Below are 25,310 nucleotides of genomic sequence, written 5' to 3'. Positions count from 1 at the left end.
TTAGACGCCGTCGCTGAATTTGCGCAAGTTTTCACGGCGTCCGAGTATCAGGAGCCTGTCGCCTTCTGCGATGGTGACGGCACCGGATTCGCAACTGATAAAGTCCGATCCGCGTGACAGGCCAAGACAGCGCAGATCATAGGTCTTTTCCAGATCAAGGGAATCGACAGTTTGCCCATTCAGTGAGTCGGGCGTTTGAAAATTGATGACATGCGTGCCGTTGCCAAGGCTCAGGTAATCGCGGACTGCGGGGTTATGAAGTTTCTGGGCGATGTGCTGGCCGATTTCCTGTTCGGGCAGGATAACCCGATCCGGTTCGAGTTTTGTCAGGATACGGTGATGGGTCTTGTTGATCGCCTTAACCCAGACGGTTTTGACGCCAAGCATTTTGACATTCATCGTGCAGAGAATGTTGGCTTCCAGATCTTCGCCAATCGCAATCAGGGCCACATCAAATTTATCGACCCCGGCCTCGCGAAGGGCTTCTTCATCCCGGCCATCGGCAATGACAGCTTCTGACAGGGTATCAGACAGGGCGGCCACCGATTTTTCGTTGATATCAATGCCCATGACGTGATTGCCATATCGCACCAGATCAGAGGCAACCGTACTGCCCACGGTGCCAAGCCCGATGATCACGAAAGTCCGATTGTGGTTCCGAGCCATGTCCGCTGTGTCCTTTTTAACCGATGTGGGTTTATGCCCGCGATGCTACGCCGGGGCATCGTTATCAGTCAAACAGGCAAGCAATATCGTCCTACATCACAGCGCCGATTTGCCACGGGACGAATTCGGCATTGCCAAAGCCAAGGGCTTCGCTTTTGCTTTCGGTTCCTGATGCGACGCGCAGGAACATTTCGAATATTTCGTGGCCTTTGTCTTCGATGGTGACATTCCCGTCGGCAATGTCACCGCAATTGATGTCCATGTCTTCGTGCATGTTTTCATACATCGCCGTGTTGGTCGAAAGCTTGATACACGGGCTTGGGATATATCCCGACACCGATCCACGACCGGTGGTAAAAGCAATCAGGGTTGCGCCACTGGCGATTTGACCGGTCACCGAGCAGGGGTCATATCCGGGACTGTCCATAAAGACAAAGCCCTTCTTGTCGATGATCTGGCCGAACTGATAAACGTCTGTCAGCGGTGCGGTGCCACCCTTGGCAACGGCCCCGAGTGACTTTTCCAGAATGGTTGTCAGGCCGCCGCGTTTGTTGCCGGGTGATGGGTTGTTGTTCATTTCACCGCCGCGCACAGACGTATAGTTTTCCCACCAGTTGATCCGGTCTACCAGTTTCTGGCCGACTTCCACGCTTATGGCGCGTCGGGTCAGAAGATGTTCTGCGCCATAAATTTCCGGTGTTTCCGATAAAATGGTGGTGCCGCCCTGCCGGACCAGAAGGTCGGAAGCATATCCAAGGGCAGGGTTGGCGGTGATGCCGGAATATCCATCCGACCCGCCACATTGCAATCCAACGATCAGTTCGGATGCCGGGACACGCACGCGTTTGACCTTATTGGCCCGAAGGGCGATGTCGCGCAGGATATCCACACCGCGTTCGACGGTTTGGCGGGTGCCGCCACTGTTTTGAATGGTCATGTAATGGAAGTTGCCATCATGACGCAGTTTTTCCGCCCCGACCAAATCTTCGACCTGCATGGCCTCGCACCCCAACCCGACAAGCAAAATGCCGCCAAAGTTCGGATGCTTGGCATAGCCCGACAGGGTACGAAACAGGGTGTCATAGCCTTCGTCATGGCGGCCCATGCCACAGCCGCTGCCATGGACGATGGGCACAATGCCATCGACATTTTCAAGTTCGGCAAACCAACTGGTTTTTTCCGCCTGTTCGGCCATGAAGCGCGCGACGCTGCCCGAACAATTCACCGAGGTCAGCACACCGATATAATTACGGGTGCCAAACCGTCCGTCACTGCGCGGATACCCCATAAAGAATTTCTGCTCGGTGGCCGCCGGCAGTGCTGCGATATCCTTGGCAAAGTCATAGTCCTGACGATGTTCGCTCATGCCGATATTGTGGGTATGAACATGATCGCCCGGCGCAATATCGGTGGTGGCCGCCCCGATAATCTGACCATAGCGCAGCACCGGGTCGCCAGCCGCAATCGGGCGGGTGGCGATTTTATGCCCGCGTGTGACCGGTGCACTCAAGAGAACCCCACTTTGGGAAATCCGGGTGCCCTTGGCCAGATTGCCGAGCGCAATTTCAACATTGTCGCCGGGATGCAACAGAATGCTGTCTGGGGATGAAGTGGTCATGTGCTTGGGCCTCTGTCTGGATGGGTGGATTATTGCCGATACAGAAGATCGGGCAGGAACAGCGTTATGGACGGCACAAAGGTCAGAAGCAGCAGCACCGCGATCAGCGGCACGAGGAACGGCATGGTTGCCTTCGCACATTGCTCAAACGGTACGGCTGATACCTTGGAAAGCACATAAAGCACCATACCGATGGGCGGGGTTAAAAGCCCGATCATCAAATTCAGGATCACGATGATCCCAAGGTGGACCGGATCGATGCCAAGCTGCATGGAAATTGGCAGCAGCACCGGGACCAGAATTGAAATCGCGGCAATCGTTTCCATAAACAGACCGACCACCAGAACAATCAGCGTGATGATCAAAAGGATCAGGGTTTTGTCCTGGGTCAGGCCAAGAAGTGTTTCGGAAAACACGACGGCGGCCTGATTGGCGGCAAGAATCCATGCAAAGACACTGGCCGTGCCGACGATCAACATGATTGATGCCGTGGTTTCGATGGTTTCGACAGATACGCGCACCAGTTTTTGCCAGCTGAGCGTGCGATAGACCAGCATGCCGAGAATGATGGCATAGCTTGCCGCACATACAGCAGCCTCGGTCGGGGTAAAGATCCCCGATGCAATACCGCCAACAATGATCACCGGGGTCAATAGCGGCAGGAAAGCGGTCTGGAACGTCGATCCAACGAGCTTTGGGCTAAAGGCGACATCGCGTGGGTAGTTGCGTTTGCGCGCTATCCACCAGACCATCACCATCAAGGATGCGGCCATCAGCAATCCGGGAATGATCCCGGCCACAAACAGTTCACCGATGGATACCGATGCCATCACCCCGAAAATAACAAGTGGCAGGGATGGGGGAATGATTGGACCGATGGTCGAGGAGGCAGCCGTGATGCCAACCGAAAAGTCGTCATCATATCCTGCATCGCGCATGGCTTTGATTTCAATGGCGCCAAGCCCGCCCGCATCGGCGACCGCCGCCCCCGACATGCCGGCAAACACAATGCTGGCCCCGATATTAACATGTCCCAGTCCGCCATGGGACCAACCGACAAGCGCGCGGGCAAAGGCGAAAATACGGCTTGTGATGCCTGCAGAATTCATCAACCCACCGGCCAGAATAAAGAACGGAATGGCCAGCAGCGGGAAACTGTTCATGCCATTGATCATGTTATGAAGCAGCACAACCGACGGCATGCCTTCGATCAGGATGTAAATGAGCGATGAAAGGCCAAGTGCAACGGCAATCGGGACACGCACGGCAATAAAAACAGCCAGCGATATCAGAAGGATAAGGAAGCTCATCAGGGTTTACTCCGCAGCAGCACATAAATCTGCCGCACGTGGACGGCGACAAGCACACCAAGGGCGACCATGATCAGCCCGTAGAAGTAATATTTGGGAAATGGGAGAGAGACCATTTTCTGATAGGAGGTTTTGGTCATCAGTTCGTTGAGCGAATAGATGGCAAACCCAAAGAACCCGGCCGAAAGGGTAAGGGCGATGATTTTAAGCCGTGGCAGGGCCCGACCGGCCAGTTTGTCGATGATTTCAAGCCGGATGTGGCTGTCGACGAGCTGACATTTCACCGCCCCGACAAAGGCCACCAGAATAAGCAGATAGCGCGCGATTTCTTCGGTCCATGCAAGGGAGTCATTGAGCACGTAGCGGGTAAAGAATTGCAGGAATACGGTCACGAACAGAGCACAGAAAATCAGGAGCGCGGGAATATCGGCCCATGTGAGTTTGAGGCTGGCATGTGTGTCGGCCTCTTGCTTTTCCTGTTCGGTGAAAAGATCCCCGTTAATGTCGGACATGTGTGTCTCCGTCGGAAATCGAACATGGCGCAACCGGGGGAAACAAAATTCCCCCGGCTGGAAGCTGAAAAAGGTTACGCTAGGGTTACCCTTTGATGGCTTCCAGGCGCTCAAAGATTTCTGGATCCCAAGGCATGTCGTCGCTTTTCAGGCGCGGGGCGATGACATCAATGAACGGGCCGCGGTCGACTTCATTGACCGTGACACCCTGTTCACGGAACCAGTCGGCCAACTCATTTTCGTTTTTCACGATTTCATTGGATGCGCCGATCCCGGCTTCCTGAAGGGTTTCAAGCAGAATTTTGCCGTCTTCATCGCCGAGTTTGTCCATGGTGGAAGGCGACACCAGCATGATCAACGAGTTGATGATGTGGCCGGTCAGATTGATGTTCGACTGCACTTCATAGAATTTCTTGAACTTAATGGTCGGAAGCGGATTTTCCTGTGCGTCGACGACACCCTGTTGCAAAGCAAGATAGACCTCGGAAAAGGCCATTGGCGTCGGGTTAGCACCGGTTTCCTTGGGGAACATCTGATAGGCCGGGGCATTCGGGGTGCGGATTTTAAGACCCTTCATATCGGCCGGTGTCAGGATCGGTTTGTTCGAAGTCACATGACGTGCGCCGTAATAAACCAGTCCGGCGATCTCGTTGCCGGTGACACTGGTATATTCTTTCGACAGTTCGGCAAACAGGTCCGACTTGGTGTAGTTCAGCCAGTGTTCGTAACCGCGCAGCGTAAACGGATAATCGGAGATCGAAATCGGTGGGTATGTCTGCCCGAGATAGGCAACGCCGGTATAGATGATGTCGATTGAACCGAGGGTCAGCGCCTCGTTGATGGCGGCTTCCTTGCCGAGCTGGGATGCCGGGAAGACTTCGATCTTATAGCGGCCATCGGTACGTTCGGCGAACAGCTCGGATGCTTTTAAAGCCGCACGGTGATACGGTGTGTCGACCTCATAGACGTGGCCGAATTTCAGAACTTCCTCGGCGCTGGAAATTTTGGGCATTCCGGCAAGGGCAACAAGGGCCGTCAGGCCCATGACGGTGCCACGGATGAGTTTCCGGGTGAACATTGTAACCTCCATGATTTTGAACTCTTTTTTTGTTCTATTTTCGGTTTCATCTTAGGGAACAGTTGCCATTCATCTCAACTGTCTTTAATGCTTAAAAAACACTTTAAAAGACAGTTATCGCCGTGGCCCGTTCAGACCGAAAATTTAAGACCAGCTTCAACACATGGCTCGACAGTGTATCGATCGGGAATTCTCCTGATACGATATCGGGTTTGGCGCGGTTACTGGTTGTGAGCCGGACTTTGGCGCGCCGCGTTTTGGAGCGCGCAATCGAGATTAACCTCATTTCATCAAACAGTTTTCCGATTGTATTATTACGCCAACCTCAGAAGTCCGATTACTTTCCGATTTCAGAAATCAGAAGCCTTGAAGAACGGCTTGAGACCGATTTCATGATGTGGCTGAAAGACGCGCAACCAGCCCCGGGCAGCCGCCTGAGCGAGGCGGCTTTGGCCCGGCGGTTCGGCGTTTCAAATACTGCCATCCGTGAATTTCTGATCGGGCTGAGCCGGGTAGGTTTTATCCGCAAGGAACCACAACGCAGCTGGATCCTTGAAGGCTTCACCGAGCAATATGCGCTGGAACTTCATGAAGTCCGCAGGATGTTTGAATGTCGTGCCATCCGTGCAATTTTTGACATTCCCGAAGATGAGCCGTTCTGGGGAAAGCTGTTGCGCCTGCGTCAGGAACACATTCAATTGCGCAGCGAAATCGATACGCGGTTTACCGAGTTTTCAGAGCTTGATACCCGTTTTCACCGGACCTTGAATGCTGCCGCCGGGAACCGGTTTATGGATGGCTTTCAGGATTCAATATCGGTGATTTTCCATTTTCACTATCGCTGGTCGAAGAAGAACCAGGTCGGGCGCAATGGATTTGCAGTGCAAGAGCATCTTGAGATTATTGATGCGATCCTTCGGCAGGATCAAGGGGCTGCGACGGCTGCACTTGAACGGCATTTGGAAACAGCCCACCAGACATTTATTGCATCTTTGCAGCGCGATTAGGGGGCGTCATTGGCCGGGAAGGCTCTCGTCAAAAAGCTCTAGTCAAACAGGCTGGCTGCGGCGGCCTGTTGAGCCGGGTCTGTCAGGCTGCCGACGCGGCGCAGGAACGAATTTTTTTCTTCGTAATAGCGTTTTGACAGGTCGGCGAAGCATTTCACATCGACATCGGCGTTGATGTGAAATTCGCGCTTGGGCACCTTGGTTTTGTTGTCTTCAAGAATGGCGGCGGCGGCACTGAATTTGTTCTGATCAACCGCATCAACAACCCCGTCGAGCTCAATCCGGTTTTTCAAACTGAACAGGAATTTTTTAAAGGTCGGGTGGCGTTGCAAGAACGCCTTTTCGGTCAACAGGAAGTCATCGGCGGCAAAGTCCGGGGCATTATTGACGACAAACTCACGGCATAAATGGTCGGTGGCAAAGCACATCGGGCCAAAAATGAAATTGCGATAGATATCTTCTTTAAGCTGCCAGAACTTATCAAGCCGTTTGAGCGATTCGTCATCAAGTTTGACGGCGGCTTCAAGCAGTAAGCGCGGATGACAATGGACATAGTTCGGATGGACATATGTCTTGGTCCGACTGATGCCCTCCAGCGTGTCGATATTGACCGGCCCGGACAAAAGGCTGGCATGCGGGTGGGTCGATTTTTTCGACAGAAGCGCGATCACCTCGTCGGGATCAACGCCATGTTTGACCAGCAGATGATTGACCGACAGATCAAGCTGGACCTCGCCGGTGATGATCTGATTGGTCAGTTGGTGGTGATTACGGTTGAACCGCCGGGCAAATTCCGGTTCCAGCGTATGGGAAAACGGACCATGGCCAATATCATGCAAAAGGGCGGCCGCACCGAGAAGGTCGCGGTCAGCCTCCGACAAATCCATCAAGCGGCAATATTGCTGCGACAGCAGGGCCACACCAATGGTGTGATCATAGCGCGAATGGCGGATATTGGCCGGACGTCCATTGGGGTGGAACAGATAATCAATCGCCCCCAAAAACGAGATTTCGCGCAACCGTTCAAAGGCGTGCGATGCAATCAGCTTTTTGTGCAGCGGACGGTCAAAGGCCGAGGCGATCTGGGATCGTTTGAAATGGTAATTATACTGCGGTGCATCGCGAAACAGCAGTTCCCATTCGGCGATGTCAGCGGCATTGAAATTGGTATCGAACAGGTCGCGAATTTCCGGTCCGGCATCCTTGGAAGCCTTGAGCGCGGCGGATTCCTTCTGTGACGCGGCAGGCTTTGCCTCCGCGTGCTTCGCAAAAAGATCTAGCTGCGGTTTTAGACTCATATTCGGGACGGGTACGCTGTATCTGTTGTTAACGACGACACCGCAGACATAGCCCGATTCATACGCCATGTCATCGCGGTTTTTCCATGGGATGACCCCGTGAAATGCGGCTCCAGCCAAGGCTGTTGCTGCAATGATGCGAAACGGTGGTAAAAGCACCCCGTTTTCACCATAATAATAGCTCATAAACACAAACGGTTAACAACACGTGACACGGCAGGCATCCGATCAAGCTTCTGATCAAGTTCGGCGAAAGGAACAGGTGAAGGTATTTTCGCGCAAATATCCCGGATTTCGGCTGTCGGCAGTCTGGCAGTGGGCGTGCGGTGCGCTGACCATGCTTGTTGTTTCGACGCAACTTCATGCGCAGGATAAATTTCGACTTGATAATGCCCCGGCGATTGTATCGGAACCGGATGGCAATGCCGGTATTGGTGCGACGATTTTTGGCAGCCTTGCGGGGTTAAGCGACCGCGACTGGCTGGTGGTTGGATTGGCCGCATTTATCGGTGCGGCGATTGCAGCCTGGGTTGGCTGGCGACTGTCTTTGCGCATGCGCCGCCATCTTGAAGAAGTCGAAGATCACGAACATGAACTGGCCGGTGAAACAGAACTTTTCACCCAGCTTTTATTTGCCGGTCCGGACCCGGTTTATTACTGGAGCCATACAGGATTTGCTGAGGGAGCAAGCCCGGGGTTAAAGCGGGCCTTTAGCCTTGGCGCGGATGGACGTTTTCCCGATTTGCTTGATCAATTGCGCGATGAGGATGCCAAGCTCCTTAAGGAACGGGTGCGCGGCCTTAAAACCGGACATGAACGGTTTGAACAGTGGGTGAACACCCTTGATGAGCGCAAATACCATGTGACGGGGATGTCCGCGCGCAAGGACCGATCGGCCGATGTGTTGGCACACGGATTGTGGTTCCGTGATGAAACCCGCCATACCCGTGAACGCGAAAACCAGTTTGGTGATTTTCAGGTTCTTAAACATGAGGTTTCCGGACTTCGGTTGTTACTTGATAGCTTGCCGTTCCCTGTCTGGCGGCGTGACAGTGAATTGCGGCTGATTGATTGCAATGCGGCTTATGCCGATGCGGTTGAGCGGTCCAGCATCGAGGACGTGCTTGAAAATCAGGCGGAAATTGGTGCAGGTATCATTCCCGATCACGGGCGTTCGCTTGCCGCATCGGTGCAGCGCAATGGCGAGGATCTGACACGTGATTATCACGTGGTTATTCGCGGTGATCGCAAATTGCTGCGCATTACCGAAATGCTGTCACAAAACCCCGATGCGTCGGATGAACTGATCGGGTTTGCGATTGATTGCACATCGGTCGAGGAATTGCAGTCTGATCTGTCGCGTCATATTCGCGCACATGCCGAAGTTCTCGAAAACCTTGGAACGGCGATTGCGGTTTACGGCGGAGACAAGGGGCTTATTTTCTTTAACACCGCCTTTACCAAGCTTTGGGATCTTGATGACGAATGGCTGTGGTCCGAACCGACCCATGATGATGTTTTGCGGCGCTTGCGCGATGAACGTAAATTGCCCGAAGTCACCGATTTCAACCAGTTCCGCAATACTGAAAATCAACGGTTTACCGATCTTCTGAAATCAGAAGAAGATCTGATGCATTTGCCAAATGGCATGACGCTGCGCCGGTTTACATCACCCCATCCGTTTGGCGGGCTGATGTTTGTTTATGAAGATGTCACGGACAAACTGGTGCTTGAAAGCAGCTATAACACCCTGATTGCGGTTCAGCGTGAAACGCTTGAAAGCCTGCATGAAGCGGTTGGCGTGATCAGTGGGGATGGTCGTTTACGGCTGCACAATCATGGTTTTGCCGATCTTTGGGGGCTTGATCCGGCGTTTCTTGATGCGGCCCCGCATTTGGCCGAGGTGGTTGAAAAGTCGCGTGAATACTGGCGTGAACGCGATGACTGGGACAAATTCAAAAGCCGGATGGTGGCCCGCATCACCAACCACGAACCGATGAATGGGCGGCTTGAGCGGTCTGATAACTCCATTGTTGATTTTGCCATTGTGCCGTTGCCCGATGGGGCGGTGATGATGTCCTATATTGATGTTACCGATACCATTCGGGTGGAACGTGCGCTGCGTGAACGCAACGAGGCGCTGCGCACTGCCGATCAGATGAAATCAGACTTCATTTCCACCGTATCGCGCGAACTGACCAAGCCGCTTGATCATATTAATGGCGAGTCGGATCGATTGATCCCGCATTTAAACGGCAATGTCGCCCGGTCGGTTGAAACCATCCGGTCCGAAGCCCAAAGCATGCTGGCCCTTGTCGATGATATGCGCGATCTGGCGACCCTTGGATCGGGGCAGGTCGCGCTTGAACTGGATACGGTTGATCCCAGACGGTTGCTACGTTCGCTTGAAGCCCTGACCCGTGCGCGGTTGGCCGAATTGAATGTGTCACTCAGGCTGTATTGTTCGCGCAATATTGGCTGGATGGTGGCCGATGAACGCCGGTTGAAACAGGCCCTGTTCATCCTTGTGACCAATGTCCTGCGCTCCGCCCCTGAAGGCAGTGAAGTTTCCGTCATGGCGCGCCGACGCGGTGAGGATATCGAAATTTCAATATCGCTGTCGGATGAAGCCCCGCAGCCGATGCTGTTTGAAGGATTGCGCGACGGCGAAAGCCCTTCAGCCCGCCGCGCTCTTGGCATGGCGATGGTGCGCGCAGTGGTCGAGATACACGGTGGTCGGGTCAAGATCAGCCGCGACGGGCGTGAAATCGCCTGTATCTTGCCTGCGGGCGAAGAAAGCGATCTTTGATCTGTTGATGTTTGCGTTACGTCACGGATAGGTGCTGTGCGGATCGCTTTCCCGATCACGGAAAAAGGCGCCGGATTTCGGCGCCTTTTGCATGATGTCTTAGAGGTTTGTGCGCAGTGTTAAACCGTGAAGGGTACGTCCTTGCCGGCAACAAAGGCATCAATGTTATCAAGCGCACGGAAGCCCATGGCATTGCGGGTTTCAACCGTGGCTGAGCCGAGATGGGGCAACAGAAACGTGTTGGAAAGATCGCGATAAGCCGGTTCGATATTCGGTTCCCCGGCAAATACATCCAGCCCCGCCGCTGTCAGCTTGCCCGATTTCAATGCGGCAATCAGGTCCTTGTCATTGACGACATCGCCGCGTGCGGTGTTCACAATGATTGCCCCGTCGGGCAGTTTGGAAATGAAGTCGGTATTAACCATACCCTTGGTTTCCGGGGTCGACGGGCAATGCAGTGACAGGAAATCACAATGGGGCAGCAGATCATCCATGCTGCTGTGATAGGTGGCACCATTTTCCTGATCTTTGGGCAGTTGGCTCCGGTTGAAATAATGGATGTCCATATCAAAACCGCGGGCGCGCTTGGCAACCGCCTGTCCGATGCGGCCCATGCCGATGATGCCCAGCTTCTTGCCGGTGACCTGTGTGCCCATCAAATGGGTCGGGCGCCAGCTTGACCATGTGGCGTTGCGGACTTCGGCCTCGCCTTCGCTGGCGCGGCGTGCGGCACCGAGAATCAGTAGCCACGCAATATCGGCGGTGGCATCGGTCAGGACGCCCGGCGTATTGCCAATGATCACTCCCTTTTTGCGCGCCGCGGCCAGATCAATATGATCGGTCCCGACGGAGAAGGTGGCGATGATTTTGACGCTTTCTGGCAGGGCGTCAAAAAACGCCGCATCAATCGGGTCACCAACCGATACAAGGGCGGCATCCGCACCATGGCACAGGGTCAGAATTTCATTGCGCGACAGCGGATCGTCATCTTCCTGCGTTCGGATGTCATAGTGTTCCGCAGCCCGTTTCGCGACGGCGTCGGGCAGTCGGCGGGTGACGGCAAGAACCGGTTTCATGTGTGTTTCTCCCTGATGAGGATGATTTTTTTGCGGTTTATGGTTTTAGAATAACTGTCCAAGTGCCAGTCGGATACCGATGGATGTGATCACCATGGATAACAGGAAATCGGCCATGACAATCGCACTGGCCGTCGGGATCGGAACAGACAGGGTCAAACGCGCGATATAAACGCCGTAGACCAGCATCGCGATGACCGCGACCATGACAAATCCGCCCGGTCCCAGCATGGGGAACAAAACGCCCAGCAACAGTGCGACAAGATACACCGCCATTTGCAGGACGCTTGACCAGTTATAGACCGTGATAAAGCCGATATATCGTTCGGTGCGCCCCAAGATTGGCATCACTTGGTACATCAAGACCGGAAATGCCAGCCATTTAATGACATAGGCAACAACTTCGACGGTCATATAGCGTCCGACCGGGAAATCTTCCGGTGCGTCAAGCAAATCATGCCAGCGTAAAAAGGCAAAAGCCGGGAATACGATGATGGCGGCCAAAAAGGATCGCCAAAATCCGTTTAGGGAAAAATCAAAAAATGTCAGCCCGTTGGCATCGCCACGGGCAATGCGCCAAGTGCCGTAAAGGGCACGCAGGGTTTCACTCGACATGTTCATGCGGGGCTGTTTTCCGACTGTGGGGCAAATGTAAAAACAGATTATGTATCAGGCCGTTCATGGTCCGCAAACAGCTTATCGCTGATTGACCCTCCTTCACAAGGCACCTTGCCCGAACGTCTTTGCTTGTAACACCGGTATTGGGCGGTGGGGCGCGAAAATAAGACAGCAAACACGGGGTGGCGGGAAAAACATGCAGGACAAATCAGACGAATATGCGTTGCGTTTGTCCTTCATTGAGGCGACAGAGCCCGGATCCCTGACCTTGGCAAGGTTGTATCTGGAGATGGCGACCAGTCAGCATCACAGTAAACGGGATTATGCCCTGAGCCTGTTTGATAAGGCCGATCAGCTTTTTGCCAGCCATTTACCCAAGGCGCGCGATGCGGCGATTGCCGGATTATCACTTAGCCTGAACAACCGCGCGGCCCTTGAGCTAGATGCAGGGCAATGGGAATGGGCGATAGATGCAGCGTCTCAGGCGGTTGCACTGCGTCGGGATCGGTTGAATGGCTGTGTCGGACGCAAGGATGATCTGGAACGGTTGGATCTTGGCTATTCACTGGCGGCACTGGTTTTGGCCATGCGCGGTGCGGGTCAACTGGATTTGGCACGCGATGCGGCGGGTGAGGCGATCCGTATCCTCGGCCGGTTTGCCGGGATGAATGATCAGGAAGCTTTTGTCTTGCTGACCAAACTGATTTGTATTTATGCCGAATTGTGTGATGACACCGGTCAGGTTCCCGATGCGGCGTTGCTGTTGCCGCTGGCAAAGGCGTTTTACAACAGCAAAGGACCACAGAGCGATGATGCGCCGTTGTGACGGCAAGCGGGCCCTTCAAGAAGATCAAGGCGCAACCTTACATACAAGGTTGCGCCCTTGATGGCTTAATTGATGCTGCTGACCGACCAGCTGACGGTGATTTCCTGATTGGCCGGGACGTCGATGTCCCAACGGATCAGGCCGGGCTGCACAAGGACATGCTTGTGGTTTTCGGCATTAACGACCCAGTCACTTGGCATGTTCTCGTAAATTGTGATCGTTTCTGAACGCGAACTGGTGTTGCTGATTTTCCATTCAAGGTCCGCTGTGACCGCATCGGGCATGTTTGGGCGTGCCTTACGGGTAAAGGATGTTACATGGCGCGTACCCGAAACATCACTGGCCTTACCAAGGCGAAGAGTGGCTTCGCGTTCAACCGGGGTCAACGACAGGTTATCTTCACCGACAAAGCGGGTGTCGCCCGATTGACTGTTGGCAAAGATGCGTACGATGCCCGCTGGCCAAGGGCTTTGATTATCCGCCCCGCCTTTGTTGGTTATCTTGATTTCAAGATCAGGGCGGACAAAGTCCGGTTCGCCATTTTGGCCCATATTATAAGCATTGCTTGAGCCATTGAAAATGGCGCGACGGGTGACCGGCAGGGATTGTTTATCAATCAACGGCAAGATTACGGTATCACCATCTTGCATCGAAAGGCCGTCAAATGGGCCATAGACATGCAGGTTTTCAAAACTTTCGCGGTCCGGTGCGGCACCAGATGAATCGGCCATTGATGACATCATCATTTCAGAACGCGCAGCCTTGGCAGCATACATCGGTGTTTGACTGACCCGGTTGGGATCACCTGCCACCAGGCGCAATTGCGCATCATCGAACGCCGTCCCGGATTGATTGGTTACCCGTGCAATGGCCGACAGTGTCAGGTTGTTGGCATCACTGTCATAGTGTCCGACATAGGACGTGCTCCAGCCAATCCCGCCCAGAAGATAGGCCATCGAAAGATGATCAAGGGCCGATGTGGTGGCAATTTCAGCCTCAATTGATGGATCGGGGGAAAAGCCATCGGGGAGCTTACTGATGATAATCTGACTGACCGGGACCTGTTCAATTCCGGCATCGGTTTGCACCAGCGCCATGCCCGACAGGGACAGCAAGGTGCCTTCAATCAGGTCATCATCGCGACGAATGATGACTTCCTTGCCGATCTGATTGCGCAGAAGGGCGGTGATGGTATCAGCACCATTCATCGAATTGCGAAGCGACGTCCAGACGAGGTCGCTGTTGTTGGGCGTGCCGATCAGAAACGAGTCATCCATCACCGTGGGCGCAAGACCGTCAATCTGAAGGATACTTTGGCCTTCGGGGATGGCGGCGGTGCGCTGTTCGGCAACCATCGCCAGATTTCCGGGATAGACGCTGAGCTGCAATTTTGTCCGGTTGGTGGCCGAAACGGGAATTGATGTATTGAGCTTGGCCCGGTTTTCAGAGGCGTCTTGCGCGCGCGCGGCCTCGATATCCGGACCAAAAAAAACAGCCGTACCCAAAAGTGCGGCAAGTGCAAAACGGTTTCGCAGTGTTACAGACATTCCCGATCCCTTGTCCGGTTAATGTGGTTTCATGAATGCCACTTTCACGCGAAAACATGGCAGGATCAAGGAAGGGAATGGGCCAACCTAAATTTGTTCTCAGCTGGTTGGTTACGGCTGTGGTCTTGCCGCGACCAGTCCAATCTCTGGCACAGAAATCCGATGCCCTGCTGACTTATCAGGACATCGGTGCGGGTTTGTCCGATCGTTACGATTTATTTGATAATGTGGTGGAAGTCATACCGCCCGGCCTCGGGTAAATGGTGCTGATAAGCCGACTGACGTTCGGTATCGATAATGATCGGTGCACGAAGATTGACCGACATTGAAACATCGCTACCATCTTCGGGTTTGTGCAAAGTGACAATCAAAAGCACAGCGCCGTCATTCTTTTTGATGCCATGAATGGTGAAGGCCTGAGCGAGATGTTCCGGACTGATTGTATCGCTTTCCATGTTATAGGGGGCGACGATAAAGGCCAGTTCCGGCTCGGTCAGGCATTGCATCAACAGAAAACTGGTTGTGCCATCACTAGGAAAACTTGCGAGCGCAAAGACATTGTGATCAGGGAAGCCTTTTAGGCCGGTGGGGAAATAAATGGCCTTGTCCCATTCAAATTCTCGATCACCAAACAGGGTCTTTAACCGTACAGATGACGGCACCGTTCCAGATGTTGGGGTACTCGGTGCTTCGGGTGTAGCCATCGCTTCCTCCTGCTGATCAGTTGTCAGCACATGTGCATGAGATAAAACGCATTTTGGGGCTGTATCGCCCGATTTCAAGGCTTTATTGCAATAACGGCTATGGAAGTTAGCTAGTTTTCAAGTTCACGATGAAACAGAACAGATATTGGGTCACTAAATCCTTTTACCCGAATGGATTCATGCTGTTGATAATGACGCAATAAAACAGATCCCGAAACGGAACTTTCGTTGCGTATCTGGTTGGCGAAACTTTCACTCATCACGGTATCGGTCTCAAGCTTGCGGGTTGCACGTTCAAGCCGGGCGGCAAGATTGACACTCGCCCCGATTACCGCCGGTGTTACGGCTTCGCGCTGTCCGATGTCCCCCACAACGGCGGGGCCAAAATTAAGCCCGACACCAATCCGGAGCGGTAAGCCGTCATCTGCGGGTTCGCGAGCTTGCCATTCAGAAACCTGCGACACGATGGCCTGACTTGCGCACAGGGCATTTGATGCGGGGCACGGGAGGTCATCAAAGGCGGCGAAGCTGGCCATCACCGCATCACCGATATATTTTTCGACAATGCCGCCATAGGCACCGATCTGTGTGGTGGCGATCTGGTGAAACTGGTTGAGGAATTTCATGACGTCTTGCGGATCGCGTTTTTCGGCAAAGCCGGAAAACCCGATAATATCGGCAAACATGATGACGCATTCACGCCGTTCACCAACCCGGATGGGTTCGTCGCGGTCGGCAAGGCGGTCGGCAAGTGCGATGGGGAAATAGCGCGCCAGATTGCCATGTGCGCGTTCGGCAGCGGCAAACTGGTTGATCAAAACACGCAAGCGCGAAACCATTACAGCGCAGGCCAACGTAAACACGACAACAATGACCACTTGTTCGGCCAAGGCAGAGATATCGACAAATTCCGGTAGATTGTAGGTATCGATCAGTTCCTGCTTTGTCGGGTTCCAGTCATCGCCAAAATGCTGCGAAACGATAACGCCGGGCCGGTGCATCAACCAGGCGATTGCAGCGACCCATGCCATAAACAGCCAAAAACCGAACCAAAGGATCAGGCGCGGCGAAAAGGTCATGATGACAAGCGCCATCATGATCATTGAAAAGACAACGCCGCGATCACGCACAACAAAGCCATACAGCCATGCCGGATGGTCAGTGAGCGGATTAAGGGGATCAGGTACGACCGAAACATAGACAATCAGGCCAGCATCAACGACCGCCAAAAGATACAGTAGCCAGACCCATTTGCCGCCACGTGCTGCGACCAGCAACTGAATGAAAACACCGGGAACGAACCAGCCGAGAACCTCAAGCAGGGTATAAAGCGTGCCGGTTGGAGAATCCGGTTTGCTGAACAAAAGCAGGATGAAGGCCAGCATGCAGATGCGCAAAAACGCAACAAGGATCAGTCCGCGCTTTTCTTCACGTGCGACAAGCCGGTCAAACAATGAGAGCGTGGGGTCAGTTCTTGATTGCATCAGCAAGAAGCTGTTTGAGCCCGTCTGCATCCTTGATCACCAGACGTCCGTCACGGCGCGTGATCATGTCGCGCTTTTCAAGTTCGCGCAGTTTCTTGTTGACGGCTTCGCGCGTCACACCAAGCATCAGGCCAAGCTCCTGCTGTGACAGCGGAAGGGCAATACGAATGCCTTCGGGGTCCGGGCCGCCATGGCGTTCGGCAAGCCACAGGATGCGTTTGATCAGGCGCGCCATAAGATCAAGGAAGTTGGCATCTTCGAGCAGATCACTGACCCAGCGCAAACGACGACACAGAAGAGCCGTGATATGGCGGCGCAACGGTGCTTCGCGGTCAAATATTTCAAAGAAGGCATCACGCGAAATGAACAGGAAGCGCGTCGGACCAACGGCGCGTGCGGTTGCGGTGCGCGGTTCGCCGTCCAAAAGGGCGATTTCGCCAAACACCGCACCTGGGGCGAGCACGTTCAAAACGATTTCCTTGCCGGTTTCCGACACCGATGAAATGCGAACCTTGCCAGCTTCGACAGCATAAAGGCCGTCTGCCGCAGCCCCCTTTTCAAACAGCAACTGACCGTCTTCAAGGCGGCGGACAGTGGCCTGAGCAGACAGCTGTTCAAGCAGTTCAGGATCAAGATCCTCAAACAGGAAGCTGCCCGCCAGAATACGCGAGGCAATTTTTGCAAGCTGGGGTGATGTGGGGCCGGTGAGAGTGTTCACAGAATTCACTTTGGAAATGGTTTTATGTCAGCGTTCATCGGATCAATTTCACAGTTAAACTAGCACAAATACAGGAATTTACAGCAAGCAGTTTTCGAGGGTCATGTTATTGGCATGATTGTCGAAATGATCCGGCTTCATTTACCGAGCCGATTCGCATTCCCATCCTTAAATTCCAATCTCTAATCGGCAACCTTGATGAGGGTTTTGATCATCGGTTCTGTGTCGTTTGACGGGGTAAGTGGCTGTTTTTGGTAAAAATATAGAATGTTTGACAAAATCTCCTATATTTTTTAAATTATCCTAATTCCGAAAAGGGACCGCAAAACAACAAGACTGTTTGAAGCAACCAAGGTCTACGGAATTTTGTTTAATCGGGAGGACGTAATGAAGATGATTTCCAAGGGTGCCCTTTTTGGTGCCGTTTCTATGGCTGCTGCGTCATTTGGGTTTTCGGCGCATGCTGCTGACGTAACGCTGAACTTTGCCCACGTTGATCCGGCAGAGTGGACCACCTCAAAAAAAGGGGCCGCGTCGCAGGTCTTTAAAAACATTGTCGAAGCAGAATCCGGTGGCCGTATTGAGGTTGCCCTGTTCCCCGCCGGTTCGCTTGGCGGCGAAACTGACCTTTTGCAAAATACCCAGGACGGTACGCTGGCCATGTCGATGGTTTCAGGCCCGTTTTCAAAGGTTTGCCCAGAAGCGGCCGTCCTTGATGTGCCGTATGTTTTCCCGAATGCCAATGTGGCGTGGAACGTACTGGATGGTGATTTCGGCAAGGAACTTGCTGCACATTGCCTGGAAAAAACCGGCCTGCGCACCTTGGCGTATGGTGAAACTGGTTTCCGTAACTTTACCAACTCCAAACGTGCTGTTGCCCAGCCGTCGGATATGGAAGGTCTGAAAATTCGTGTCATGACCGTTCCGCTGTTTGTCGAGATGGTCAAGGCACTTGGTGGTGAGCCAACCCCGATCCCGTGGCCGGAAGTTCCGACCGCCCTTACCACCGGTACGGTTGATGGTCAGGAAAATCCGATCAGCGTGATCTATGCCAACAAATTCTACGAAATGCAGAAGTACCTCACACTTGATCGTCACGTTTATGGCACCGACTTTATTGTCGTAAACGAAGCGATCTATCAGGATCTGTCCGAAGCAGATCAGGCGCTTCTGCGTCGTGCTGCGGGTGTTGCATCAAACGTTGGCCGTGCAATTCAGCAGTTCAATTCCGCAGAAGGCGTTGCCAAACTGGCAGAGGAAGGCATGGAAGTGACCACGCCGACCGCAGAGCAGCTCAAAGCGTTCCGTGATGCGGCACAGCCGGCTGTGATCGAATGGCTTTCGGGTCAGATTGATGCGCAGTGGATTGAAAAGCTGCAGGCCGCTGTTACCAAAGCAGAAGCCTCGATGTAATTGGTTTTGGCGGACCGGGTGTTTCTCCTTTGAGCCTGGTCCGTCCTTTTCTCCCGCCACCATGCTTTTTCTAAAAGCATTCCGTTGTCCGCGATGATCCGGGGGACCCCCATGCAACGCGTCGAAATTGCGTTTATGCGTTTGCTCGCCGGACTTTCGGGGATCAGTATCCTCGTTGTTTTTGGCGTTGTTTTTGCTGGCAGTGTGAGCCGTTACCTGTTTTCCGCCCCCCTGCAATGGAGCGAGGAGGTCGCAAAATATGCGATGATCTATGGCTGCATGTTTGGCGTTGCCTATGCCTATCTGCAGGGCAAACAGATTACTTTCAGCATTGTCATTGATACCGTTCCCGAGAAGTTCCGGCGCAAGATCAGTTTGCTGGTTGATGTCGCCACATTGGTGCTGGGCGGCATCCTTGCCTATGCCGGGCTGATTTTTGCCGGAAAACGTGGTGGCATTGTCGCATCTGGTATTGGCATTCAAATGTATTGGGCGCAAATCGCGATCACCGTTGGCGGTATCTGTCTCGTGATCGCAGCTATTTTACGCATTATTTCGTTCTTTAAGGCCGTGCCGACCGGGGGTGAAGCATGATTACCGGCGTTACCCTGCTTGTTTTACTGGCGATTGGCGCACCGGTCGCATTTGCGATTGCGCTTGGCATTGCCGCCTATATCGGGTCTGGCACCTTTAGCATCGATTTGCTGCCCCAACGCATTTTCGCTGGCATGGACAGTTTTACCATTCTGGCAATTCCGCTGTTCGTTCTTGCCGGAGAACTGATGAATGCCAGTGGCATTACATCGCGTGTGATTAATCTGGCCAACGCGCTTGTTGGTCATGCCAAGGCCGGTTTGGCGCAGGTCAATATCTGGTCATCGGTGATCTTTGCCGGACTGTCCGGCTCGGCGGTGGCGGACACCTCGGCCATTGGCCGTATTTTTATCCCGTCGATGGAAAAGGAAGGCTATCCGCGTGATTTTGCCGCCGCGCTTACGGCAGCATCTTCGGTGATTGGCCCGATCATTCCGCCAAGTATTCCCGTGATCATCTATGCGCTGATCACAAGCAATGTGTCGGTACCCGCCCTGTTCCTTGCCGGGATTGTTCCGGGCTTGTTACTGGCGATGGCGCTGTCGATTTATGTCCGGTTCTTTGTAAAGAACTATGCCACCCCGCGCGAACGGATGAATTTCCGTGAAAAGCTGAGTGCGCTTTGGAACGGTGTGATCCCGCTGTTTATGCCGATCTTTGTCATCGGGTCGATCCTTGCAGGGATTGTCACACCGACCGAGGCGGCCAGCTTTGCGGTGTTTTATGCGCTCGTTGTCGGGTTGTTTGTGTTTCGCGAACTCAAACCGGGCGACCTTCCGGGGATATTTTCCGGTGCGATGCGTGATTCTTCAAGTATTCTGATCATTATGGGGACGGTGGCTGCGGCCAACTGGTTCATGACGTTTGCCGGTATTCCACAGGCGGTCAGCCAGTTTGTTCTGGGCTATGTCGACAGCCCGGCCATGTTCCTGATCCTGATCAACCTGATGTTACTGGTGGTTGGTCTTGCTCTTGAGGGCATTGCAGCGATGCTGGTGCTGGTGCCAATCCTGCATCCGATTGCGCTGAGCCTTGGTATTGATCCGACCCATTTTGGCATCATTGTTATTTTCAATCTGATGATTGGCCTGATCACACCGCCGATGGGCTTGTGCCTGTTTGTTGCCGATGCGATTGCCGGTGTTGGCATGGCCCGAATGATCAAGGCGATTATGCCATTCTTCCTTGTTGAATTGTTTGTGTTGCTGGTCATCACATTTGTTCCGGGCATTGTCACCTTCTTGCCGGAACTGTTTGGATTTTAGGATACCGTCCCATGTTGAAACTCGGTCTTATCGGTAAAGGCATTTCACGCAGCCAGTCGGCCCGACTGCACGTGTTGCTCGGCCGTATGTGCGGGATGGATGTTAGTTACGACTATCTCGACAGCGACCAGATTGAGGATTTCGATCTGATCAAACAGCTGACCACCTGCTCGGAAAAAGGTTATGCGGGGGTCAATGTCACCCATCCATATAAAACCAGTGCCCGCAAACTGATCACACCGCGTAAACGTTTGCCAGCAGCCCTTGGTGCGGTGAATACGGTTGTGTTTCGCGAAGATGGCTGGCGAGGCGACAACACCGATTTTGTTGGCTTTATGCGCGGCTATAAAAAGCAGTTCGGGGATGCAAAGCCGGGAACGGTCTTGCAGCTTGGTGCGGGTGGTGTTGGCCTTGCAAGCGCGTTTGGTTTGCGTGGGCTGGGAGCTGATAAAATCCTGGTCCATGACAAGGACATCACGCGTGGGGAAGAACTGGTCGCAACGTTAACGGCGGCGGATGCGCAGGCCGAATTTGTCAGCGCAGAAAACCTGTCGGATGCGGTGCGCAGTGCCGATGGACTGATCAATTGTACGCCGGTTGGGATGAACCAGTATCCGGGGTGTCCGTTTGACGTCGACTTGCTGGGCGGTCAGAAATGGGCGTTCGACGCGGTTTATACCCCGGTCGAGACGGCGTTCCTGCGCACAGCGACGAAATCGGGGATTGAGGTCATGACCGGCTTTGAACTCTTCTTCTTTCAGGGTATTGAAGCATTCGAGGTTTTCAGCGGGGCGGAAATTGATGCCGATGCTGCAAGACAGGATTATTTCAATGCCTATCCCGAGGCATTGACCGGTTAGGGGAACACGATGAGCAGCAGCACAGTTGCCGAAACGGTCTATAACGAAATTCGCGATGACATTCTGTATGGCGAGTTACAGCCCGGCGTGAAGCTTAAGCTTGATGCCCTGCGCGAACGTTATAACGCCGGGGTCAATACGCTGCGCGAAGTGCTAAACCGCCTTGTCGCATCTGGGTTTGTCTTTGTCGAAGGCCAGAAGGGGTTTCGTGTTGTTGAAACATCGCCGTCCAATTTCAAGGAATTGACGTCGATGCGGTTGCTGCTTGAATGCGAAGGTCTGGCCGCATCGATCAACCAAGGGGATGTCGAGTGGGAAGCCCGCGTTGCGGGTGCCCATCACAAACTGTCCTCGATTGAAAAGCAGATGCTTTCCGAAGAAAGCCGCGAGCTTACGGTCCGCTGGAGCCAGTATGACCGCGAGTTTCATCAGGCGTTGATATCGGCGTGCGGATCGGATCTGCACATGCGGCTGCACCGCGAAATTTTCGATCAATTCCGCCGGTATGTGGTGATCGAGCTTAAGACGCATGGCTTTCGCGCCCATGACATTATCGACGAGCATCGCGCGATTTATGACCTCGCGCTGGCGCGTGACCTTGATGGCGCGATTGCAAAACTGACCGACCATATCGAAACCTACCGGCGTCGTCCGCAGGATTAAACTGGCCGTGCGCCGTCACGGCGCATCACGTTTTAAATCCCTGCGGTGAATGACCCGGTGCCTTACACGTGCATCCCGGAGGGATAATATGCTGACCTCGATCGCAACAGTTTCGTTGTCTGGTGATCTTCAGGAAAAACTTGATGCCATTGCTGCTGCCGGCTTTGACGGTGTCGAGATTTTTGAAAATGATCTTCTGTCCTTTGATGGATCGCCCGCCGATGTTGGAAAGACAATTCGCGATCTGGGACTGAAACTGGTGACCTTTCAGCCGTTCCGCGATTTTGAAGGTATGCCTGAGCCTCAGCGTACCCGCGCATTTGAACGCGCCGAGCGTAAGTTCGATCTTATGGAAGAACTCGGTACCGACCTTTTGATGGTCTGTTCGAACGTCTCGCCCCAGTCACTGGGCGGCCTTGATCGCGCGGCCAAGGATTTGGCGGAACTTGGGGATCGTGCGGCCAAACGCGGACTTCGTATCGCGTTTGAGGCCTTGTCATGGGGCAAGCATATCAGTGACTATCGCGATAGTTGGGAAGTCGTGCGCCGCGCCAATCATCCCAATGTCGGTCTGGTGCTTGATACCTTCCACATCATTGCGCGCAAGGTGCCGCTTGATGCGATTTCATCGATCCCCGGGGATAAGATTTTTCTGGTTCAGGTGGCTGATGCCCCGATCCTTGAAATGGATCCGCTGTCATGGAGCCGCCATTTCCGATGCTTCCCGGGTCAGGGGGACTTCCCGCTGGGTGAATTTATGCGCAATCTTGCCATGACGGGATATGACGGCCCGTTATCCCTTGAAATCTTTAATGATCAATTCCGGTCCAGTTCGACCAAGACTGTCGCGAAGGATGGTTTGCGGTCGTTGATCTATCTTGGCGATGGGGTTGAAGGCGTTAAGGTCGGTGAAAAGGCGGCCATTCTGCCGCCCAAGGCGCATGCCAAGGAAGTCGCCTTTGTCGAGTTCGCGGTTGAGGAAGATACCGCAGAAAAGCTGGCAAATCTGTTGACCGGGCTTGGCTTTGAAAAACGCGGCAGCCACAAATCAAAGGCGGTTAGTTGGTGGAAGCAGGGCGATATCAACCTTGTGATCAACTGCGACAAGGACGGGTTCGCGCATTCCTATAACATCGTGCATGGCCCGTCGGTTTGTGCGGTCGGGCTTAAGGTTGATGATGCCAAGGCAACCCTTGATCGGGCGCAATCCTTGCTGGCGGCACCGTTTAGTCAGGCGGTTGGCGAGGGCGAAATTGAAATGCCAGCCATCCGCGGTGTTGGCGGCAGTCTGGTCTATTTCCTTGATGACCATAGCGAACTTTCGCGTATCTGGGATGTCGAATTTGATTCTGCCCAACCAGCGACGAAAGACGGTGCAAAAGCAAAACTGCGCGCTGTCGATCATGTTTCCTATTCGATGCAATATGAGGAAATGTTGGCCTGGGTTCTGTATTTCACTTCGATCTTTGATCTGGGGAAAATGCCAACTCTTGATATTCCTGATCCCGGCGGGCTTGTGCAAAGTCAGGTGGTGCAAAGCGATGCCTTGCGCTTGATCCTCAATGGGTCGCAAAGCCCCAATACTCAGCATTCCCAGTTCTTAAACGAGTTCTTTGGGAGTGGGGTTCAGCATCTGGCATTTTCAAGCGACGATATTTTCGAAACCGTAGCTTTTTGTCAGAAAAACGGTGTTGAAATTTTACCGATCCCTGAAAACTATTATGACGACATCGAAGCGCGTTTCGGGCTTGAGCCACAATTGCTTGACCGGCTGCGCGCGGGTAATATTTTGTATGACCGCGACGACGAAGGTGAATATTATCAGGCCTATACCAAGACCTTTGCCAACCGTTTCTTCTTTGAACTGGTGGAGCGTCGGGCGTATCGTGGTTTCGGGGCGGCCAATGCACCGATCAGACTGGCGTCCCAGACACGGATGAACCGTCGCAGCGACGGTGCGAAATAAAAATTGGATTCAGGGGAATACACATGAGCGTGCCGGAAATTCTTGTCATCAATGGACCGAACCTGAACCTGCTTGGGCAACGCCAGCCTGAGATTTATGGTTATGACACGCTGCAAACCATCGAAACAAAATGTGCGGCCCTGGCCAAGGATTTGAATGTCACTGTGCGGTTCGGTCAGTCGAACCATGAAGGTGCGATCATTGATCTGATCCACGAAGCCCGTGAAAAATCAGCCGCAATCATTATCAATGCCGGGGCTTATACCCATACGTCGGCGGCCATTCACGATGCGCTAAAAACCTTCGATGGCTACATCATCGAACTGCATATTTCCAATCCGCATGCGCGCGAAGAATTCCGTCATAAAAGCTGGATCAGCCCGGTTGCCGATGCAGTGATGGCCGGGGCAGGTGCCTATGGCTATGAACTGGCAACCCGTTTGGCGGCGGAAAAAACATCGGCGGCAAAATCCTAATTTGATTTGGATTTGAGGGCATAACTGATTTGAATAATCGCGCCCAGACCGAATAGAATTCGAAAGGCAGCATGGGGTGCTGCCTTTTTTATTGCAATGCTGCCGGATGGGGCGGTTAAACCACGCTGCGGGATCGAAGGGCTGCGGCCAGCGTGCCATCATCAAGATAGTCAAGCTCGCCCCCAACCGGCACGCCATGGGCAAGACGGGTGACTTTGACCCCGGTTTCCATCAGCCGTTCGGTGATGTAATGCGCGGTGGTTTGGCCATCAACTGTGGCATTGGTGGCAAGGATGACCTCGGTTACTGCATCTGCGCGCGCCCGGTTGATCAATTGATCAATCTTCAGGTCGTCCGGGCCAACCCCATCAAGTGGCGATAACGTGCCGCCAAGGACATGGTATTGCCCCTTGAAAGACGCACCGCGTTCCAGCGCCCAAAGGTCCTGGACTTCCTCGACGACGCAAATGATATCGGGTCCCCGGTTATAATCGGCACAGATGTGGCAGGGGTCGGTGACATCGATATTGCCGCAATTGTTGCATGTGGTCATGGCCTCTGCCGTCGCACGCAGGGAATCGGCAAGCGGGAGCATCAGCATTTCGGGTTTTTTAAGCATCTGCAACACCGCCCGGCGTGCGGATCGCGGGCCAAGGCCCGGCAGGCGCGACAGAAGTTTGATCAGATTTTCGATTTCCCGTCCGGTCATCGTGACCCCGTTCTTAATGCAACATGCTTTAGCTTGTATCAAAAACAAAGGGCGGCGCAATGCCACCCTTCATTTTGCGCGATGAATGCGCGA

General features: G+C 53.5%; 23 protein-coding genes. 10 read left to right on the top strand and 13 right to left on the bottom strand.

Annotation, left to right across the window (positions count from 1 at the left end):
* The 5 genes from COO92_RS07340 to COO92_RS07320 all read right to left on the bottom strand — a co-directional run bounded on the left by COO92_RS07340 (position 1) and on the right by COO92_RS07320 (position 5,184).
* A complete protein-coding gene (locus COO92_RS07340; protein ID WP_101301089.1) occupies positions 1–666 on the bottom strand; it encodes a potassium channel family protein in 666 nt (221 codons plus the stop codon).
* A gap of 91 nt (positions 667–757) precedes the next feature.
* On the bottom strand, positions 758–2,284 hold the full coding sequence (locus COO92_RS07335) for a UxaA family hydrolase (protein ID WP_101301087.1): 1,527 nt from the start codon (positions 2,282–2,284) through the stop codon (positions 758–760).
* Between the two features lie 29 nt (positions 2,285–2,313).
* Positions 2,314–3,594: a TRAP transporter large permease gene (locus COO92_RS07330; protein WP_101301085.1), complete on the bottom strand. Its 1,281-nt coding sequence runs from the start codon at positions 3,592–3,594 to the stop codon at positions 2,314–2,316.
* Complete coding sequence (locus COO92_RS07325; RefSeq protein ID WP_101301083.1) at positions 3,594–4,106, bottom strand: TRAP transporter small permease; 513 nt, start codon at positions 4,104–4,106, stop codon at positions 3,594–3,596. Before COO92_RS07325 ends, COO92_RS07330 begins: the two co-directional genes overlap by 1 nt.
* A gap of 85 nt (positions 4,107–4,191) precedes the next feature.
* Complete coding sequence (locus tag COO92_RS07320) at positions 4,192–5,184, bottom strand: sialic acid TRAP transporter substrate-binding protein SiaP (protein WP_101301081.1); 993 nt, start codon at positions 5,182–5,184, stop codon at positions 4,192–4,194.
* Positions 5,185–5,306: 122 nt separating this feature from the next.
* On the opposite strand from COO92_RS07320, the gene COO92_RS07315 reads away from it, so the two are divergent.
* The gene (locus tag COO92_RS07315; protein ID WP_133125051.1) at positions 5,307–6,191 is read left to right on the top strand and encodes a GntR family transcriptional regulator; all 885 of its coding nucleotides are present in this window, start codon (positions 5,307–5,309) and stop codon (positions 6,189–6,191) included.
* A gap of 38 nt (positions 6,192–6,229) precedes the next feature.
* Here the strand turns inward: COO92_RS07315 and COO92_RS07310 are convergent, their stop codons facing one another.
* Positions 6,230–7,675: an HD domain-containing protein gene (locus COO92_RS07310; RefSeq protein WP_240626356.1), complete on the bottom strand. Its 1,446-nt coding sequence runs from the start codon at positions 7,673–7,675 to the stop codon at positions 6,230–6,232.
* 76 nt (positions 7,676–7,751) lie between these two features.
* On the opposite strand from COO92_RS07310, the gene COO92_RS07305 reads away from it, so the two are divergent.
* Positions 7,752–10,298 (top strand): sensor histidine kinase, encoded by a 2,547-nt coding sequence (locus tag COO92_RS07305; protein WP_240626355.1) that lies wholly within the window; start codon positions 7,752–7,754, stop codon positions 10,296–10,298.
* A gap of 119 nt (positions 10,299–10,417) precedes the next feature.
* On the opposite strand, the gene COO92_RS07300 is transcribed toward COO92_RS07305, so the two are convergent.
* Together COO92_RS07300 and COO92_RS07295 are read right to left on the bottom strand one after the other, a co-directional pair.
* Positions 10,418–11,374, bottom strand: coding sequence for a 2-hydroxyacid dehydrogenase (locus tag COO92_RS07300; RefSeq protein ID WP_101301077.1), 957 nt, complete (start codon positions 11,372–11,374; stop codon positions 10,418–10,420).
* Positions 11,375–11,419: 45 nt separating this feature from the next.
* Positions 11,420–11,995 (bottom strand): hypothetical protein, encoded by a 576-nt coding sequence (locus tag COO92_RS07295; protein ID WP_101301075.1) that lies wholly within the window; start codon positions 11,993–11,995, stop codon positions 11,420–11,422.
* Positions 11,996–12,188: 193 nt separating this feature from the next.
* Between COO92_RS07295 and COO92_RS07290 the strand changes: the two genes are divergently transcribed.
* On the top strand, positions 12,189–12,818 hold the full coding sequence (locus COO92_RS07290; protein ID WP_101301073.1) for a hypothetical protein: 630 nt from the start codon (positions 12,189–12,191) through the stop codon (positions 12,816–12,818).
* Between the two features lie 65 nt (positions 12,819–12,883).
* Here COO92_RS07290 and COO92_RS07285 read toward each other — a convergent pair whose 3' ends face one another.
* From COO92_RS07285 to COO92_RS07270, 4 genes are all read right to left on the bottom strand, one after another.
* Positions 12,884–14,365, bottom strand: coding sequence for a DUF4139 domain-containing protein (locus COO92_RS07285; RefSeq protein ID WP_101301072.1), 1,482 nt, complete (start codon positions 14,363–14,365; stop codon positions 12,884–12,886).
* 215 nt (positions 14,366–14,580) lie between these two features.
* On the bottom strand, positions 14,581–15,069 hold the full coding sequence (gene fliW, locus COO92_RS07280) for a flagellar assembly protein FliW (RefSeq protein ID WP_101301070.1): 489 nt from the start codon (positions 15,067–15,069) through the stop codon (positions 14,581–14,583).
* A 110-nt stretch (positions 15,070–15,179) separates the two neighbouring features.
* Positions 15,180–16,553: an adenylate/guanylate cyclase domain-containing protein gene (locus tag COO92_RS07275; RefSeq protein WP_101301068.1), complete on the bottom strand. Its 1,374-nt coding sequence runs from the start codon at positions 16,551–16,553 to the stop codon at positions 15,180–15,182.
* Positions 16,537–17,271 (bottom strand): Crp/Fnr family transcriptional regulator, encoded by a 735-nt coding sequence (locus COO92_RS07270; RefSeq protein WP_101301067.1) that lies wholly within the window; start codon positions 17,269–17,271, stop codon positions 16,537–16,539. The genes COO92_RS07275 and COO92_RS07270 overlap by 17 nt, the downstream gene beginning before the upstream one ends.
* A gap of 387 nt (positions 17,272–17,658) precedes the next feature.
* Here COO92_RS07270 and COO92_RS07265 point away from each other — a divergent pair, with 387 nt between their 5' ends.
* The 7 genes from COO92_RS07265 (at position 17,659) to aroQ (ending at position 24,508) form a co-directional block, all read left to right on the top strand.
* Positions 17,659–18,684: a DctP family TRAP transporter solute-binding subunit gene (locus COO92_RS07265; RefSeq protein WP_101301066.1), complete on the top strand. Its 1,026-nt coding sequence runs from the start codon at positions 17,659–17,661 to the stop codon at positions 18,682–18,684.
* Positions 18,685–18,795: 111 nt separating this feature from the next.
* The gene (locus COO92_RS07260; protein ID WP_101301065.1) at positions 18,796–19,278 is read left to right on the top strand and encodes a TRAP transporter small permease; all 483 of its coding nucleotides are present in this window, start codon (positions 18,796–18,798) and stop codon (positions 19,276–19,278) included.
* Positions 19,275–20,543 (top strand): TRAP transporter large permease, encoded by a 1,269-nt coding sequence (locus tag COO92_RS07255; RefSeq protein WP_022733882.1) that lies wholly within the window; start codon positions 19,275–19,277, stop codon positions 20,541–20,543. Before COO92_RS07260 ends, COO92_RS07255 begins: the two co-directional genes overlap by 4 nt.
* Positions 20,544–20,554: 11 nt before the next feature.
* Positions 20,555–21,403, top strand: a complete 849-nt coding sequence (locus COO92_RS07250; RefSeq protein ID WP_101301063.1) for a shikimate dehydrogenase family protein — start codon at positions 20,555–20,557, stop codon at positions 21,401–21,403.
* 9 nt (positions 21,404–21,412) lie between these two features.
* Positions 21,413–22,066: a GntR family transcriptional regulator gene (locus COO92_RS07245; protein WP_101301062.1), complete on the top strand. Its 654-nt coding sequence runs from the start codon at positions 21,413–21,415 to the stop codon at positions 22,064–22,066.
* Between the two features lie 88 nt (positions 22,067–22,154).
* The gene (locus COO92_RS07240) at positions 22,155–24,032 is read left to right on the top strand and encodes a bifunctional sugar phosphate isomerase/epimerase/4-hydroxyphenylpyruvate dioxygenase family protein (RefSeq protein ID WP_101301060.1); all 1,878 of its coding nucleotides are present in this window, start codon (positions 22,155–22,157) and stop codon (positions 24,030–24,032) included.
* Between the two features lie 23 nt (positions 24,033–24,055).
* Positions 24,056–24,508, top strand: coding sequence for a type II 3-dehydroquinate dehydratase (aroQ, locus tag COO92_RS07235; protein WP_101301058.1), 453 nt, complete (start codon positions 24,056–24,058; stop codon positions 24,506–24,508).
* Between the two features lie 115 nt (positions 24,509–24,623).
* Here aroQ and recR read toward each other — a convergent pair whose 3' ends face one another.
* Positions 24,624–25,217 (bottom strand): recombination mediator RecR, encoded by a 594-nt coding sequence (gene recR, locus COO92_RS07230; protein WP_101301057.1) that lies wholly within the window; start codon positions 25,215–25,217, stop codon positions 24,624–24,626.
* Between the last annotated feature and the right edge of the window lie 93 nt (positions 25,218–25,310).

This window comes from Thalassospira lohafexi, assembly GCF_002844275.1.
Taxonomy (GTDB): domain Bacteria; phylum Pseudomonadota; class Alphaproteobacteria; order Rhodospirillales; family Thalassospiraceae; genus Thalassospira; species Thalassospira lohafexi.
Note: the sequence above shows the minus strand (reverse complement) of the source record. Positions and strands in the feature narration are given on the sequence as shown.

What these genes read in the sequence shown, in the direction of transcription:
- COO92_RS07300 (WP_101301077.1), bottom strand. Translation starts at nt 11,374, where the DNA reads ATGAAACCGGTTCTTGCCGTCACCCGCCGACTGCCCGACGCCGTCGCG.
- COO92_RS07295 (WP_101301075.1), bottom strand. Translation starts at nt 11,995, where the DNA reads ATGAACATGTCGAGTGAAACCCTGCGTGCCCTTTACGGCACTTGGCGC.
- COO92_RS07240 (WP_101301060.1), top strand. Translation starts at nt 22,155, where the DNA reads ATGCTGACCTCGATCGCAACAGTTTCGTTGTCTGGTGATCTTCAGGAA.
- recR (WP_101301057.1), bottom strand. Translation starts at nt 25,217, where the DNA reads ATGACCGGACGGGAAATCGAAAATCTGATCAAACTTCTGTCGCGCCTG.
- COO92_RS07250 (WP_101301063.1), top strand. Translation starts at nt 20,555, where the DNA reads ATGTTGAAACTCGGTCTTATCGGTAAAGGCATTTCACGCAGCCAGTCG.
- COO92_RS07275 (WP_101301068.1), bottom strand. Translation starts at nt 16,553, where the DNA reads ATGCAATCAAGAACTGACCCCACGCTCTCATTGTTTGACCGGCTTGTC.
- COO92_RS07330 (WP_101301085.1), bottom strand. Translation starts at nt 3,594, where the DNA reads ATGAGCTTCCTTATCCTTCTGATATCGCTGGCTGTTTTTATTGCCGTG.
- fliW (WP_101301070.1), bottom strand. Translation starts at nt 15,069, where the DNA reads ATGGCTACACCCGAAGCACCGAGTACCCCAACATCTGGAACGGTGCCG.
- COO92_RS07260 (WP_101301065.1), top strand. Translation starts at nt 18,796, where the DNA reads ATGCAACGCGTCGAAATTGCGTTTATGCGTTTGCTCGCCGGACTTTCG.
- COO92_RS07245 (WP_101301062.1), top strand. Translation starts at nt 21,413, where the DNA reads ATGAGCAGCAGCACAGTTGCCGAAACGGTCTATAACGAAATTCGCGAT.
- COO92_RS07290 (WP_101301073.1), top strand. Translation starts at nt 12,189, where the DNA reads ATGCAGGACAAATCAGACGAATATGCGTTGCGTTTGTCCTTCATTGAG.
- COO92_RS07335 (WP_101301087.1), bottom strand. Translation starts at nt 2,284, where the DNA reads ATGACCACTTCATCCCCAGACAGCATTCTGTTGCATCCCGGCGACAAT.
- COO92_RS07340 (WP_101301089.1), bottom strand. Translation starts at nt 666, where the DNA reads ATGGCTCGGAACCACAATCGGACTTTCGTGATCATCGGGCTTGGCACC.
- COO92_RS07265 (WP_101301066.1), top strand. Translation starts at nt 17,659, where the DNA reads ATGAAGATGATTTCCAAGGGTGCCCTTTTTGGTGCCGTTTCTATGGCT.
- COO92_RS07285 (WP_101301072.1), bottom strand. Translation starts at nt 14,365, where the DNA reads ATGTCTGTAACACTGCGAAACCGTTTTGCACTTGCCGCACTTTTGGGT.
- COO92_RS07325 (WP_101301083.1), bottom strand. Translation starts at nt 4,106, where the DNA reads ATGTCCGACATTAACGGGGATCTTTTCACCGAACAGGAAAAGCAAGAG.
- COO92_RS07255 (WP_022733882.1), top strand. Translation starts at nt 19,275, where the DNA reads ATGATTACCGGCGTTACCCTGCTTGTTTTACTGGCGATTGGCGCACCG.
- COO92_RS07310 (WP_240626356.1), bottom strand. Translation starts at nt 7,675, where the DNA reads ATGAGCTATTATTATGGTGAAAACGGGGTGCTTTTACCACCGTTTCGC.
- aroQ (WP_101301058.1), top strand. Translation starts at nt 24,056, where the DNA reads ATGAGCGTGCCGGAAATTCTTGTCATCAATGGACCGAACCTGAACCTG.
- COO92_RS07320 (WP_101301081.1), bottom strand. Translation starts at nt 5,184, where the DNA reads ATGTTCACCCGGAAACTCATCCGTGGCACCGTCATGGGCCTGACGGCC.